The organism is Actinomadura sp. 9N215, assembly GCF_044326345.1.
Lineage (GTDB): Bacteria > Actinomycetota > Actinomycetes > Streptosporangiales > Streptosporangiaceae > Spirillospora.
Genome location: NZ_JBIRBA010000039.1, coordinates 82,966 through 97,395, shown reverse-complemented (window position 1 = coordinate 97,395; position 14,430 = coordinate 82,966). Strand labels below are relative to the sequence as shown.

Annotated in this window: 12 protein-coding genes and 1 rRNA gene; 8 read left to right on the top strand and 5 right to left on the bottom strand. The window is 72.9% G+C overall.

The window, feature by feature from the left end; translation table 11 throughout:
- Positions 1-78 (top strand): 5S ribosomal RNA (gene rrf / locus ACH34T_RS40790); the annotation flags it as partial.
- 59 nt (positions 79-137) lie between these two features.
- Here rrf and ACH34T_RS40785 read toward each other — a convergent pair.
- From ACH34T_RS40785 to ACH34T_RS40775, 3 genes are all read right to left on the bottom strand, one after another.
- The gene (locus tag ACH34T_RS40785; RefSeq protein ID WP_396026377.1) at positions 138-632 is read right to left on the bottom strand and encodes a tetratricopeptide repeat protein; all 495 of its coding nucleotides are present in this window, start codon (positions 630-632) and stop codon (positions 138-140) included.
- Positions 633-677: 45 nt separating this feature from the next.
- On the bottom strand, positions 678-1,931 hold the full coding sequence (locus ACH34T_RS40780) for a cytochrome P450 (RefSeq protein WP_396026376.1): 1,254 nt from the start codon (positions 1,929-1,931) through the stop codon (positions 678-680).
- Positions 1,932-2,170: 239 nt separating this feature from the next.
- The gene (locus ACH34T_RS40775) at positions 2,171-3,403 is read right to left on the bottom strand and encodes an MFS transporter (protein WP_396026375.1); all 1,233 of its coding nucleotides are present in this window, start codon (positions 3,401-3,403) and stop codon (positions 2,171-2,173) included.
- Positions 3,404-3,466: 63 nt separating this feature from the next.
- Between ACH34T_RS40775 and ACH34T_RS40770 the strand changes: the two genes are divergently transcribed.
- Positions 3,467-4,060: a TetR/AcrR family transcriptional regulator gene (locus tag ACH34T_RS40770; RefSeq protein ID WP_396026374.1), complete on the top strand. Its 594-nt coding sequence runs from the start codon at positions 3,467-3,469 to the stop codon at positions 4,058-4,060.
- Positions 4,061-4,400: 340 nt separating this feature from the next.
- On the opposite strand, the gene ACH34T_RS40765 is transcribed toward ACH34T_RS40770, so the two are convergent.
- Complete coding sequence (locus ACH34T_RS40765; RefSeq protein WP_396026373.1) at positions 4,401-4,880, bottom strand: GNAT family N-acetyltransferase; 480 nt, start codon at positions 4,878-4,880, stop codon at positions 4,401-4,403.
- Positions 4,881-5,087: 207 nt separating this feature from the next.
- On the opposite strand from ACH34T_RS40765, the gene murA reads away from it, so the two are divergent.
- Positions 5,088-6,389, top strand: coding sequence for a UDP-N-acetylglucosamine 1-carboxyvinyltransferase (murA, locus tag ACH34T_RS40760; RefSeq protein ID WP_396026372.1), 1,302 nt, complete (start codon positions 5,088-5,090; stop codon positions 6,387-6,389).
- Here the strand turns inward: murA and ACH34T_RS40755 are convergent.
- Positions 6,386-6,931, bottom strand: coding sequence for a hypothetical protein (locus tag ACH34T_RS40755; RefSeq protein ID WP_396026371.1), 546 nt, complete (start codon positions 6,929-6,931; stop codon positions 6,386-6,388). The two genes, murA and ACH34T_RS40755, sit on opposite strands and share 4 nt — an antisense overlap.
- Before the next feature lie 138 nt (positions 6,932-7,069).
- On the opposite strand from ACH34T_RS40755, the gene ACH34T_RS40750 reads away from it, so the two are divergent.
- From ACH34T_RS40750 to ACH34T_RS40730, 5 genes are all read left to right on the top strand, one after another.
- Positions 7,070-7,966 carry a hypothetical protein gene (locus ACH34T_RS40750; RefSeq protein WP_396026370.1) on the top strand — a complete coding sequence of 299 codons (897 nt, stop codon included), beginning with the start codon at positions 7,070-7,072 and terminating at the stop codon, positions 7,964-7,966.
- Complete coding sequence (locus tag ACH34T_RS40745; RefSeq protein ID WP_396026369.1) at positions 7,963-8,727, top strand: GntR family transcriptional regulator; 765 nt, start codon at positions 7,963-7,965, stop codon at positions 8,725-8,727. The genes ACH34T_RS40750 and ACH34T_RS40745 overlap by 4 nt, the downstream gene beginning before the upstream one ends.
- A gap of 336 nt (positions 8,728-9,063) precedes the next feature.
- Entirely contained in the window at positions 9,064-10,662 is a 1,599-nt protein-coding gene (locus ACH34T_RS40740) for an acyl--CoA ligase family protein (protein WP_396026368.1), read from the top strand.
- A gap of 83 nt (positions 10,663-10,745) precedes the next feature.
- Positions 10,746-12,341 carry an FAD-dependent monooxygenase gene (locus ACH34T_RS40735; RefSeq protein WP_396026367.1) on the top strand — a complete coding sequence of 532 codons (1,596 nt, stop codon included), beginning with the start codon at positions 10,746-10,748 and terminating at the stop codon, positions 12,339-12,341.
- Positions 12,338-14,368 carry an aconitate hydratase gene (locus tag ACH34T_RS40730; RefSeq protein WP_396026366.1) on the top strand — a complete coding sequence of 677 codons (2,031 nt, stop codon included), beginning with the start codon at positions 12,338-12,340 and terminating at the stop codon, positions 14,366-14,368. The genes ACH34T_RS40735 and ACH34T_RS40730 overlap by 4 nt, the downstream gene beginning before the upstream one ends.
- Positions 14,369-14,430: the final 62 nt, after the last annotated feature.

The following is a 14,430-nucleotide window of genomic DNA, read 5'->3' as shown; positions in this document are numbered from 1 at the left end:
CCGAACCCGGAAGTTAAGCCCTCCAGCGCCGATGGTACTGCACGGGAGACTGTGTGGGAGAGTAGGACACCGCCGGACACACACTATGGGGAAGGCCCCGCCGACAACGGCGGGGCCTTACTCATTTCTCCCGTAGGTCAGCCTTCCATCAGCGCTTTTGCGTAGTTGGAAAGCGACCGGTTGTATTGCGGAAGGTGACGTGACAGTGCGCCGAGCGCGAGCGATGCCGCCTCTCGGTTTCGTCCGAGGTCGGTGAGAGCGAGGGCCAGGAACGCGGTGACGGCGTCGTCGAGTTCATCGGAGGCCGCGTCGCGTTCCGCGGTGAGCATTGCGACGCTCTCTTCCGCCTGGCCGAGGTTGCGGAGGGTGCTGGCGAACTGGATCGTCGCCTGGCGCCGTCGTGATCCGGTGAGACCGGCGGCGAACGCCTTCCGGTAATGGGTGGCGGCTTCGGCTTCGTTGCCGATCGAGTCGTGCGCCGATGCCAGTTCGTAGTGGGCGATGGCGTCGCCGGGCGGGCGCTCGCCGGCCAGTTCCTCGACCTTCGTGAGGAAGGTCTCGGGCTCGTGGTCGTCGAAGGTGGCCCAGAGATCGGCGATCCGCCGTTCCCAGTCCGGCCCGGTGTTGATCATTGATCCAGGATAGGGCGGAGATGACGGCGTCCGGCCGTCCTCCGATCAGGCGTGGACGGGCGCTAGGTCGAGCCACAGTTCGGCCGGTCGGCGGATGATGGTGATGTCGTTCCACACGACCTCGTCCCGCGAATGGCTGAGCCGTGCTTCGGGGATTCGGCGCGTCAGCTGTTCCAGGACCACGCACAGTTCGAGGCGGGCGAGAGGTGCGCCGAGGCACACGTGGGGGCCTGTTCCGAAGGACAGGTGGGCGTTGCGCGGTCGCTGGAAGTCGAGCTGGTCGGGTGCGCCGAACTTGCCGGGGTCGCGGTTGGCGCGGTCGATGGCGGGGATCAGCAGGTCGCCTTCCCGGACGCGGACGCCGCCGAGGTCGGTGGCGCTGACCGCCCGGCGCGGCTGCGCGGAGTCGAAGATGGTGCCTGGAGTGGTGCGCAGCAGTTCTTCGACGGCACCGGGAATGCTGTCCGGATGACGGCCCAATAGCGTGTAAAGGGTCTCGCCGTCCTTGCCGGTCGTGGTCAGGAGGCGGAAGAGGAAACTGGAGATGGCCGCGGCGGTCGTCTCCCATCCGGCGATGACGAGGCCCGCGGCCAGCACCGCCGTGTCCTCCAGGCCGACCTGGCTCCGGACGGCATTCGCCGCGATCACGTCGAGCAGATTCCCGTCCGCAGAGTCCGTGTTCGGGTCGGCCATGAGCCGGGCTAGACGCGTCCCCATGTAGGCGCCCATTTCCCGGACCGCGCGCTCGTGGTCGGCGTCACGGTCGGGGCCGGTGGACAGGAACAGGTCTCCCCACGTCCTGAATTGCGGCAGGTCGTCCTCTGGAATTCCGAGAACGCCTCCTCCCATGACGCTGAGCGTGAGCGGCATGGCGAGACGGTCGTTGATCTCGACCGGTTCGCGGGCCGCGAGAAGTGCGTCGACGAGCCTGGTCGTGAGTTTCTCGACGGCCGGACGGTACCGTCCGATCCGCGCCGGGGCGAATGCGTTGCCGACCAGGTCGCGTTGGAGGCGGTGGTCATCGCCGTCCCGCGCGAGCATGCTGGGGGCGGTGCGCGGAAAGGGCGGAATGGCGTCGGCGTCGGCGCGTTGGAAAGTGCCCTGTTCTCGGAGTACGCGTGAGCATTCCGCATATCCGGTGACGAGGAATGCTTCCTGCCCCTCGGGGAGCACCACACGGGTCACGGGTGGCAGGCCCTCGTAGTGGGATGACAGGCTCAGCGGTTCATCGGGTGCGCGTCCGTCGGGCGGGACGTCCTGACGCGGGAACGGGAAACGCGGGCAGTCGGCAGGCTTCACGGCCGTCCTCGTGGGTCTCGATGGATCTCACCGCTCTGTTACCAAGGTCGATGGGCTCCGCGGGCCTGTCAACCGCGCCGATGCCGCCTACCTGCAAGATCGTTGTTAGGTGGGGGGCGCGATGATCGTGCACTGTGTGATGGGAGAGAATTGGACCGTTCGACTGTGGTCGAACCCGTGGCCGCGTCGGTGCCAACCCACACATCTTGCACCGGCGCGGCCGCGGTATTTTGGAACGTTCAGATGGTCGTCCTGCGGGTCTCGGGTTCTCGTGTGCCGGTGGTCTGCGGGGGCGGCGGCGCGGTGCGTCCGGCCAGGGCGAACAGCGCCAGCGCGGCGACGGCGCAGGCGGCGGCCGCGATCGGGAGCGTCCCGGAGCCGAGCGAGCCGAGCAGCCAGCCGCCGAGCCCCGCGCCCAGTGACGCGCCGAGGTAGACGGAGCTGCTGACGAGCGCCAGCGCCTGGGGACCGGCCTCGGGTCCGGCGAACGTCAGGGCGCGTGTCTGGACCGGCGGCGGAACCGCCCAGGCCGCCGCCGACCACAGGACCAGGGGAAGCACGAGCAGCGCCACGGGCGCCGGGCGCAGCGACCAGGCCAGCGCCAGCCCCGCCATGGCCGCGGTGAAGACGGCGACGGCCAGCGCGAACGTCCGTGCCGGGCCGATGCGGTCGACCAGGGTGCCGCTGAAGCGCGCCCCCGCGATGCCCGCGACACCGGCCAGCAGGAGCAGCAGGCCGAGGCCGGTCGGTTCCACGCCCGCGACGTCCGCCAGGAACGGGCCCAGGTACGTCTGGAACAGCAGGTTGCCCAGGACCGCGACGACGGCCGCGAGCAGCACGAACATCAGGGCGGGGCGCGCGAGTGGGCGGAGCCGTTCCGCCATCCCGGCGGCGGGCGGAGGAGCGACGTCCGGCAGCGCGGTGAGCAGGAAGGCCAGGGCCGCGACGCCGAGGAGGCCGTTCGCCACGAACGTCGCGTGCCAGCCGAACGCCGCGCCGATCCACGTTCCGGCCGGGACGCCGGCGACGACCGCGCCGGTCAGTCCCGCCATCACGGTGGCCAGGTCGCGGCCCTGCCGTCCGGGCGGGGCGAGCGCGGCCGTGACCGCGAACACCGTCGGGAGGACGACGGCGGCGGCGAGCGCGGCCAGCACCCGCAGCGCCATCAGCGCCGGGTAGGACGCGGCGAGCGGGACGGCGAGGTTCGCCGCGCAGAAGAGCAGCATCCCGCCGGCGAGCAGGCGGCGCCGCGGCCAGGACGCGGTGGCCACCGCCGCGACGGGCGCGACCACGGCGCAGATGACGGAGAAGACGGTCACGAGCTGTCCGGCCGCGGCCTCGGTGACCGAGAGGCCGCGCGCGATCGACGGGAGCACGCCCACGATCACGAAGTCGTCGGTCTGCAGGGTGAAGGCGGTCAGGGCGAGCGCGGCGAGCCGGAGCCCGCCCGAGGGGCGTCGGAGGATCGGCATGCCATTAAGGTAACACTCGTTTCCCTATAGGATGGACGTCCCCGGGACGAAGGAGACCCAGCCGTGGCCAGGCCGCGCGATCCGCACCGCCGCACCGAGATCCTCGACGCGGTCCTCGACCACCTCGCCGAGAACGGGATGTCAGGGCTGTCGATGCGTCCCATCGCGCAGGCGCTCGGGCAGAGCACGCGCGTCCTCACCCACCACTTCGCCGACAAGGACGACCTCCTCGCCGCGCTGCTGCAGCGCCTGGACGACGTCCAGCACGAGCAACTGCACGCCACCGAGGGCTGGGACGACACGGGGCGGGGGATCGGCGCCGTCGTCCGCGACTCCTGGCGCCGCCACCTCGCGCCCGAGAACATCGCGCACACCCGGCTCGTCCGCGAGATCGAGGGGCTCGCGGCGGCCGGGCGGCTCGGCGACCGGGTGCCGAAGTTCCTGACGCAGCGGGCCGAGTTCGTCGCCCGCGCGCTGGTCGCCCGCGGACTCGACCCCGCGCGGGCCCGCGTCAAGGCGACCTACCTCAACAGCGCCTACGCCGGGCTGCAGACCGACATCCTCACCACGGGCGACCGGGACCGGGTGGAGGCCGCGCTCGACGAACTGTGCACCCTCGCCGATTCCTGGACGGAGAACGCCGCCCATCCGGCCTGACGCCTCCCGGCACTGACCCTGAGGCGCCGCAGCGCTATGGACGCGCTCGACGAATGGATGGAGCTCGCTCGCCACCGATGATCATGGACGTCGTCGACTCCGAGCATCGCGAGCCGCCCGGTCGAGCCGGGCCGCCGTAGCGTCCACCTGCACGTGACCGACACGCGCGCGGAGTGCCCAGCCGTCCTGACCGGCGATGTCATCACCTGGCGGCGCGCCCACGGGAAGGCCGCCGTCGCCGTGCGCGGACCGGTGCCCGGCAGGTGACCGAGTCACCGCCCGTCCGCGGAAGACCTGCGCGAACGCCACACTGCCTGGATATGCCTCGCGTCCCCTGCCCCTAGGGGGCCGGTGTCTCGTAGACGAGGTCGCGGCCACGCTCGGCCACCTGCGCGAAGCCCAGGCTGCCGGCGGTGGCGAGCGACGCGGCGTTGCCGCGGTCGATGACCGCCCGCACCCGCGCGACGTCCGGCGCGGCGGCGGCGCGGCGCAGCAGCTCGCGGAGGATCGCCTTGCCATGCCCGCGCCGCCGGTAGGCGGGATCCACGGAGTAGCCGACCTCCACGGTGCCGGTGCCGTCCGGCGGCCCGTGGAAGCCCCCGTGGCCGACGGCCACGCCGCCGTCGACGGCCACGTGGATGCTCCAGGGCGCGCTGGCGGGGTCGGACGTCAGCTGGTCCAGGCGCAGCCGCCAGATGTGCCGCAGTTCGGGGCCGACGAAGTATCCGGGCAGGTCACGTCCAAGGAGGGACCCGGCGCCTTGCAGGTCGCCCCTCGCCAACGCCGCCAGGACGGGCGGCGGTAACGCAACGAGATCCACGACCACAGCATCCCGCATGGGCGCCGACGGAGATGCGGCGGCGGAGGCTCACGGTCTGCGGCGGCTGCGGAATTGCCAGGCTGTTGAATGTCGTGCGTAAGGCCCGCTGGCCGGAAGGGAGGAGGGTGGAGTGGGGCGGGGGGTGGTTTCGTCTGGGTTTGTTCTGAGTTTGCTGGGCGTCCGCTCCGGACGCCGTAGGCTGCTCGGATGGCTGAGAAGTTGTGGCAGATCGAGCCGTCCGGGCCGCTGCGCGGGGACGTCACCGTGCGGGGCGCCAAGAACGCGGTCAGCAAGCACATGGTCGCGGCGATGCTGGCGGACGGGCCGAGCACGATCGGCAACGCGCCGGACGTCGGCGAGGTCGGGATCACGGCGGGGATGCTGGAGCACGTCGGGACGGCGGTGGAGCGGTCCGACGGCGGCGTCACCGTCGTGCCGGGGCCGGTGTCGGACCCGAGCGTCGGGAAGGCGTTCACCGGGCTGAACCGCATCCCGATCCTGATGCTGGGGCCGCTGTTGCATCGGGCGGGCGAGGCGTTCGTGCCCCTGGTCGGGGGCGACCCGATCGGGCGGCGGCCGGTCGACTTCCACGTGGACGCGCTGCGGGCGTTCGGGGCCGAGGTGACGATCGAGTCCGACGGGATTCACGCGCGGGCATCCAGGCTGGTGGGGACGCGGGTCGAGCTGCCGTACCCGAGCGTCGGCGCCACCGAGACGGTGCTTCTGGCGGCCGTCCGGGCCGAGGGGAAGACCGTCATCCGGAACGCGGCGACCGAACCGGAGATCATCGAGCTGGCGCTGTTCCTGCAGCGGATGGGGGCCAGGATCTCGTTCGCGCCCGACCGGCGGATCGTGGTCGAGGGCGTCGAGCGGCTGACCGGGGCGCAGACGCGGCTCGCGGGCGACCGGATCGAGGCGTTCTCCTACCTGGTGGCGGGCCTGGTCACCCGGGGCGAGGTGCGGGTGCACGGCTGCCCGCAGGACCGGCTCGTCACGGCGATCACGACGCTGACCAGGATGGGCGCCGAGTTCGAGATCACCGACGAGTGGATCATGGCGTCGGCGCCGGACGGGCTCAGCCCCGCCGCCGTGCAGACCGACACGCACCCGGGCTTCGCGACGGACTGGCAGACGCCCCTGATGGTGCTGTTCACCCAGGCGGACGGAATGTCGGTGCTGCATGAGACCGTCTACGAGAACAGGCTGGCGTACGTTCCCGCGCTGCAGAGCATGGGCGCCGAAATCGAGGTCTATGACACGTGCCTGGGCGGTCCCGCCTGCCGGTATCACGACACGGCGGCGCTGCATTCGGCCGTGGTCCGCGGGGTCACCAAGCTGCGGGGCGGGGACGTGACCATGCCCGACATCCGGGCCGGGTTCTCGGCGGTGCTGGCGGCGGCGGTCGCGGAAGGCCCGTCGACGCTCCGGGGCGTCCACCACATCGAACGCGGCTACCACCGGCCGGTGGAGCAGTTCCGGGCCCTGGGCCTCGCGCTGCGCGCGGGTTAGCCGCCGGCCGGGGCCTTGACGGTCGCGGTGGTGTGCGGCCAGGTGAAGGTGAGGGCGGCGCCGATCGGGAGGTCGTGCCAGAGCGGGGCCAGTTCGTCGAGGCGGTTCACGATCCGGTCGACCGTGGGGGCGTCCTCGGGCGGGAGGGTCCTGCCGTCCGCCCAGTGGGGTGTGGCGGCGCCGGCGCGGCGGCGCCAGACGATGTCGCATATGCCCGCGTAGTACTCGGACGTGGCCATGTCGCCGCGGTCCGCCTTGCTGAGCGACGCTTCGCGCTTCTTCAGCCTGCGCTGCGCCCGGGCCCGTCGGCGCCGGTCGCCCGGGGTCTCGGTCGTCTCGGTGAACCCGCCGCCGCCCGCGGCGGCCCGTCCGAAGACGCCGGACGACAGCCCCAGCTCGGCCTCGGTCAGGTAGTGGACGAGGTCGTGCGGGATGTTCTCGTCGTATCCGGGCGCGGGCTCCATCCGGCGCGGGTGCCGGCCCGGCAGCGTGATCACGGTCGCGTACCGGCGCTGACCTGTGCGTTCGAAGGCGACCTCCATGCCGTCAGGCTAGGCCGGGCGATCCGTCCGGCGCATTCCCTTTTCCGGCGACTTTCCGGCGGCTTTCCGGCGGCGCCGCGCCGGGCGATGGCCGAAAGGTACAAGACGGCCGCGGAGGCGGCGGGCCACGCTGGAGACATGAACCTGAACAAGGCATCCGAATTCATGGCCATGCATGCGCGCACGCTCGACCGCCGGCGGTTCGAGCTGCTGACGGGCGAGGGCGACCGCGACGCGCTGCTGGCCGCCCTGAACGCCTACCGGAACCCCGACGGCGGCTACGGCCACGGCCTCGAACCCGACCTGCGGTCGCGGACGAGCCAGCCCGGCCCGGCGCTGCACGCGTTCGAGGTCTTCGCGGAACTCGCCCCGGACACGGCGCCGGAGGCGGTCGCGCTCTGCGACTGGCTGGAGTCGGTGACGCTGCCGGACGGCGGCCTGCCGTTCGGGCTGCACGTCCCCGATCCCGCCGGGTGCGCGCCGTTCTGGGCGGGCGCGGACCCGGAGACGTCCTCGCTGCAGATCACGGCGGTCGTCGCGGCGGTGGCGCAGCGCGTCGCCGGGCACGACAAGGCGGTCGCGGCGCATCCGTGGCTCGACCGCGCGACCCGCTTCTGCCTCGAAACCGTCCGGAGGAAGGACGAGGCGAAGACCGAACTGCATGCGCTGGAGCTCGCGTTCACGATGTGGCTGGCCGACGCCGTCGGCGACACCGAGGTCGTCGACCTGCTCGGCAGGCACATTCCGGAGGACGGGCTCGTCCACGTCCAGGGCGGCCTGGAGGACGAGATGATGCGGCCGCTCGACTTCGCGCCGTTCCCCGACCGCCGCGCCCGCGCGCTGTTCGACCCGGACGTCGTGGCCGCCGAGCTGCGGCGGCTCGACGGGCGGCAGCAGGACGACGGCGGATGGCGGGTCGACTTCGCCAGCTACTCGCCCGCCGCGGAGCTGGAATGGCGCGGGTACGCGACCGTCGGCGCCGTCGCGATCCTGACGCGCGCAACCGAGCCGCGATCGGATATGCATGAAGGGTGATCGATCCCTCCGCGCCCTTGCCGAAGTACGTGCAGCTCCGCACCATCCTGCTCGACATGATCGAAAGGGAGCGGCTGCCGGTGGACGCGCCCGTCCCGTCCGAACGCGAGCTGTGCCAGCGGTTCGGGGTGTCGCGGATGACCGTCCGGCAGGCCGTCGACCAGCTCGTCGCCGAGGACCGGCTCCGCCGCATCCACGGCAAGGGGACGTTCGTGACGCGTCCCAAGGTGCAGATGCCGAAGGAGCTGGTGTCCTTCACCGAGGACATGCGCGCCCGCGGGATGACGCCCGCGTGCCTCGACCTGGACGCCCGGACGATCATCGCGGACGCCCGCCTGGCCGGGCACCTCGGCGTCGCCCCCGGCACCGCCGTGCACGTGCTGGAGAGGCTGCGGCTGGCCGACGGCGAGCCGATGGCGGTGGAGCGCTCCCACATCCCGGCGGCGCTCGCGCCCGACCTGTTCGAGCGCCGCGCGCCCGAGGGCTCGCTGTTCGCCGTGCTGGAGCATGAGTTCGGGATCGTCATGGACGCGGGGGAGCAGATGATCGAGGCCGGTCCCGTCGAAGCCCGCCAGGCCGAGCTGCTGGAAATCGAGCCGGGTGCGACCGTGTTCCTCATGTGGCAGCGGACGTTCAGCCGCGGGGTGTGCGCCGAGGTCGCCTTCGCCACGTACCGCGCCGACCGGTACCGCATCCACCTCGGCCTGGAGACCCCGCGCCCCGCCGATCGGTCTGGAGACCCGCGCTCTGCCAACTCGTAGCCGTCGCGCCGCGCGCATCGGCCTGAAGACCCCGCCCCCCGGCCAACCCGAGGCCGCTGCGCCGCGCCGATCGGCCCTGAAGACCCGCGCCTTGCTAGCCCATAGCCGCCGCGCCGCGCCGATCGGTCTGGACACCGTGCCCCGCCAGCCCGTAGCCGCCGCGCCGATCGGCTTGAGGACCCGCGTCCTGCCAACCTGTGGCCGATCGTCGCGCCGGATCGGGCCGTGCCTTTCGCGGTGGGCGGGTGGTCGCGTGCGATCCTTGAGGCGCAGGCCACATCCACGCCGGGGGCGCCGGTGCGCGCCGGTCCCGGCCGACGGCAGCGGAGGGTCCCGATGGACAACGGTCCGGGCCACACGGCGCTCACCCCGCTCGCGTTCCTCAACCGGTCCGCGGAGGTGTTCCCCGGCAAGACGGCGTACGCGCACGGGGACCGCCGCGTCACGTACGCGGAGTTCGCCGCCGAGGCGACCCGGCTCGCGAACGCGCTGCGCGCCTCGGGGATCGGGCCGGGGGACAGGGTGGCGTACCTGGCGCCGAACGTCCCGGAGCTGCTGATCGCGCATTTCGGGGTGCCGCTCGCCGGGGCGGTGCTCGTCGCGATCAACACGCGGCTGGCGCCGGACGAGATCCGCTACATCCTCGGCCATTCGGGGGCGAAGGCGCTGGTCGTGGACGCGGGGCTGCATCCGTCGGTCGCGCCGCTCGCGGGCGGGCTGCCGGAGGTCGTCACGGTCCCGGCGGCCGGCGCGGAACCGGACCCGGCGGTCGGCGGCGTCGCGTACGCGGAGTTCCTGGCGCGCGGCTCGGACGACCCCCTGCCCTGGGACGTCGACGACGAGAACGCCGCCATCTCGATCAACTACACGTCCGGGACGACGGGACGTCCGAAGGGCGTCGTCTACACGCATCGCGGCGCGTATCTGAACGCGCTCGGCGAGGTGGTCCACTCGCGGCACACGTCCGGCAGCGTGTACCTGTGGACGTTGCCGATGTTCCACTGCAACGGCTGGTGCACGCCGTGGGCGCTCGCCGCGATCGGCGGAACGCAGGTGTGCCTGCGCGCCGTCGCCGCCGCGGAGGTGTGGCGGCTCATCGACGCCGAGGGCGTCACGCATCTCAACGGCGCGCCGACCGTCCTGGTGACGATCGCGAACGCGCCGGAGGCGCACCCGCTGGACCGTCCGCTGACCGTGACGACGGCGGGCGCCCCGCCCAGCCCGACGATCATCGCGCAGATGGAGGGGCTCGGCGCGGACATCGTGCACGTGTACGGCCTGACCGAGACCTACGGGCCGTACTCGGTGTGCGAGCCGCAGCCCGGCTGGCCGGGGCTGGCCGCGTCCGACCGGGCCCGGCTGCTGGCCCGGCAGGGCGTCGGCATGATCCAGACGGACGGTCTCCGCGTCGTCGACGACGACATGAACGACGTCCCGGCGGACGGCGAGACGCTCGGCGAGATCGTCATGCGCGGCAACAACGTCATGAAGGGCTACCACCGGGACGAGGAGGCCACCGCGAACGCGTTCCGCGGCGGCTGGTTCCACTCCGGCGACCTCGGCGTCCGCCACCCGGACGGCTACGTCGAGCTGCGTGACCGGTCCAAGGACATCATCGTCTCCGGCGGCGAGAACATCTCCACGGTGGAGGTGGAGCGCGCGATCGACTCGCATCCCGCGGTGCTGGAGGTCGCCGTCGTCGCGGTCCCGGACGAGAAGTGGGGCGAGCGCCCCAAGGCGTTCGTGGTGCTCCGCGACGGGCACGCCGCGACGGAGGCCGAGCTGGTCGGGCACGTCCGCGCGAGCCTCGCCCGGTTCAAGGCGCCCGACAGGGTGGAGTTCGTGGCCGGGCTGCCGAAGACGTCCACGGGGAAGATCCAGAAGTTCCAGCTCCGGGAGAAGGAGTGGGTGAGACGCGAGCGCCGGATCCTGTGAGGAGCGGCGGTTCCTGGGAAGTGTTCCCACGCGGTGTTTCCGGCGCGGAGCCGCGCCGGCCGTCGAGCCGAGAGGGGAGCGGGATGTCGCCCACCGGCGATCCGACAGGGGACGTGCTGATCGTGGGGGCGGGCCCGACCGGGCTCCTGCTGGCGGGCGACCTGGCCGCGGCCGGGATCGGCTGCACCGTGCTGGAACGGCGCGACGCGGAGACGAGCAACCTGACGCGGGCGTTCGCCGTCCACGCGCGGACGCTGGAGATGCTGGACGCGCGCGGTGTCGCAGACGACCTGGTCGCCACCGGCGAGCGCGTCGGCGCGGTGCGGGTGCTGGGGGCGACACGCCTCGACCTGTCACGGCTGCCGGGCCGGTTCCCGTACGTGCTGGTCACGCCGCAGTACGAGACGGAACGCGTGCTGCGGGAACGGGCCCTCGCCGCGGGCGCCGAGATCGTGCACGGGGCCGAGGCCGTCGGGCTCCGGCAGGACGCGGCGGGCGTCGACGTCGACGTGCGGACCTCCGACGGCGAGACGGGGACGCGCCGCGCGTCCTACGTCGTCGGGACGGACGGGGCCCGCAGCACCGTCCGGCGCGCGATCGGGCTGCCGTTCCCCGGGCACGCGGCCGTCCGGTCGGTGATGCTCGCCGACGTCCGGCTCAGGGACGCGCCCGGCGACGCCCTGACCGTCGACTCGTCCGGCGACGCGTTCGCGTTTCTGGCGCCGTTCGGGGACGGCTGGTACCGGGTGATCGCGTGGAACCGCCGCCACCAGGCGCCCGACTCCGAGCCCGTCGACATGGACGAGCTGCGCGAGGTCACGCGCCGCGTCCTCGGCACCGACCACGGCATGCACGACGCGCGCTGGACGTCCCGGTTCCACAGCGACGAGCGGCAGGTTCCGAAGTACCGGGTGGGCCGGGTGTTCCTCGCGGGCGACGCGGCGCACGTCCATTCCCCGGCGGGCGGGCAGGGCATGAACACCGGAATGCAGGACGCCGCGAACCTCGGCTGGAAGCTCGCCGCGGAACTGTGGGGCTGGGCGCCGTCGTGGCTGCTCGACAGCTACCACGAGGAGCGGCATCCCGTCGGGCGGCTCGTCGTGCGGGGCAGCGGCGCGGTGCTGCGGTCCGCGCTCGCCGAACCGCTGTGGCTGCGCAGGGCGCGCGGCGCGGGCGTGTGGGCGGCGACCCACGTCCGGCCGGTCGCGCGGCGGCTCGCGGGCGCCGTGTCCGGCATCGACGTCGCCTACCCGGCGCCGCGCGGCTCGCACCGCCTCGCCGGACGGCGCGCACCGGACGTCCCGCTGGCGGCCGACCCGGGCCGCCTGTACGGGCTGCTCGGCGACGGGTTGTTCGTGCTGGTCGTCGCGACGAACGACCCGGCGGTCACCTACCTGGCGACCAAGCGGTGGGCGGGCCGCGTGCACTACGTCCTGGCGGGACGGGCGACGCACACGACGGCGCTGGTCCGCCCGGACGGCTACATCGCGTGGGCGACGGACGAGACCGCACCCGACCGTCGCGTCGCCGCGATCAGCGACGCCCTGAACCAGTGGTGCGGGCAGCCCGCCGACCCGCACACGGCGGGGGCCGCTCATGTGGGTGACGGGCCCATCCACGAAGCGCAGCACCTCCCCGGCGACGAACAGACCCGGCCCGAGCGGGGGACTCGACCATGAACACTGAGACGGTGCCGAGCGGAGAAGATCGTGGCGGCGCTGGTCGTGGCGGCGCCCGCCAGAATGTCGCCCGCCAGAATGTCGCCCGCCAGAATGTCGCGCGCAAGCTGATCGCGTCGCATCTGGTGAGCGGTGAGATGACGCCCGGCGGCGAGATCGGGATCCGCGTCGACCAGACCCTCACCCAGGACGCGACCGGCACGATGGTCATGCTGGAGCTGGAGGCCCTCGACCTCGACCGCGTCCGGACGGACGTGTCCGTCCAGTACGTCGACCACAACCTGCTGCAGGCCGACGAGCGCAACATGGCCGACCACATCTTCCTGCGGTCCGCGTGCCGCCGGTACGGGCTGTGGTACTCCAGGCCGGGCAACGGCGTGTCGCATCCGACGCACATGCAGCGGTTCGGCGTGCCCGGCGCCAGCATGGTCGGCTCCGACTCCCACACCTGCGCGGCCGGGTCGCTCGGCATGCTCGCGATCGGCGTCGGCGGGCTCGAGGTCGCGATGGCGATGGCCGGGGAGCCGCTGTACGTGACGATGCCGGAGATCTGGGGCGTCCGGCTGACGGGCGAGCTGCCGCCGTGGCTGAGCGCCAAGGACGTGATCCTGGAGATGCTGCGGCGGCACGGCGTCCGCGGCGGCGTCAACCGGATCATCGAGTACCACGGCCCCGGCCTCGCGTCGCTGACCGCGATGGACCGGCACGTCATCGCGAACATGGGCGCCGAGCTGGGCGCGACGACGACGGTGTTCCCGTCCGACGAGCGCGTCCTTGAGTTCCTGCGCGGCGAGGACCGCGAGGACGACTTCACCGAGATCGTCGCCGACCCGGACGCGTCCTACGACGTCACCGGCGAGATCGACCTGGCGTCGCTGGAGCCGCTGATCGCCCGTCCGGGCTCGCCTGGCGACGTCGTCCCGGTGCGGGACGCGGCGGGCGAGGAAGTCCACCAGGTCGTCGTCGGGTCGTCGGCGAACCCGGGGCTGCGGGACTTCGCGTCCGTCGCGGCGATCGTCAGGGGCCGCCAGGTGCATCCGGCGGTGTCGCTGGACGTCAACCCGACGTCCCGGCAAATCCTCCTCGACCTGACCCGGATGGGCGCGGCGGCCGACCTCCTCCAGGCGGGCGCCCGCATCCACCAGGCGGGCTGCCTCGGCTGCATCGGCATGGGCCAGGCCCCGGCCGCCGGACGCAACAGCCTGCGGACGTTCCCGCGCAACTTCCCCGGACGGTCCGGCACCGCGGACGACCTCGTCTGGCTCTGCTCGCCGGAGACCGCCGCGGCCGCCGCGCTCACCGGCCGCATCACCGACCCGCGCGACCTCGACATGGAGCCGCCCGCCGTCCGGCTGCCGGGCAGGTCGAGCGTCAACCGGCGGATGCTCGAACCCCCGCCGCCGCGGGACGAGGCGCGCGGCGTCGCGCTCGACAAGGCGCCCAGCATCGGCGTCCTGCCCGACCTGGACCCGCTCCCGGACGAGCTGGAGATCCCCGTCGTCATCAAGGTCGGCGACGACGTGTCGACCGACGAGATCCTCCAGGCGGGCGCGCGGGCCCTGCCGTTCCGCAGCGACATCGCGCGGCTCGCCGACTTCGCGTTCACCCGGCTCGACGAGGGCTATCCCGGGCGGGCGCGGGAGGCCGGGCCGCACGCCGTCGTCGGCGGCCGCAACTACGGCCAGGGGTCCTCGCGCGAGCACGCCGCGATCGCGCCCCGCCACCTCGGGCTCCGGCTCGTCCTCGCCCGCGGGTACGCGCGCATCCACTGGCAGAACCTCGTCAACTTCGGGATACTGCCGCTCGAATTCGCCGACGAGGCCGACTACGACCGCGTCGAGCGGGGGGACGTGCTGCGCGTCGAGAACGTCCGGGACGCGCTGAAGTCCGGGACCGGGATCGACGTCCGCAACACGACCAGGGACGAGACGTACCGGACGCGGCACCGCCTGTCGCCGCGCCAGCGGGACCTCGTCGCCGCCGGCGGCCAGATCCCGCTGCTCCGCGAACGCTCGACCGGCCGGTAGCGGCGCCGGTCAGCGGCAGCGATCAGTAGCCGCATCGGCCCGGTAGCCGCATCGGCCGGTAG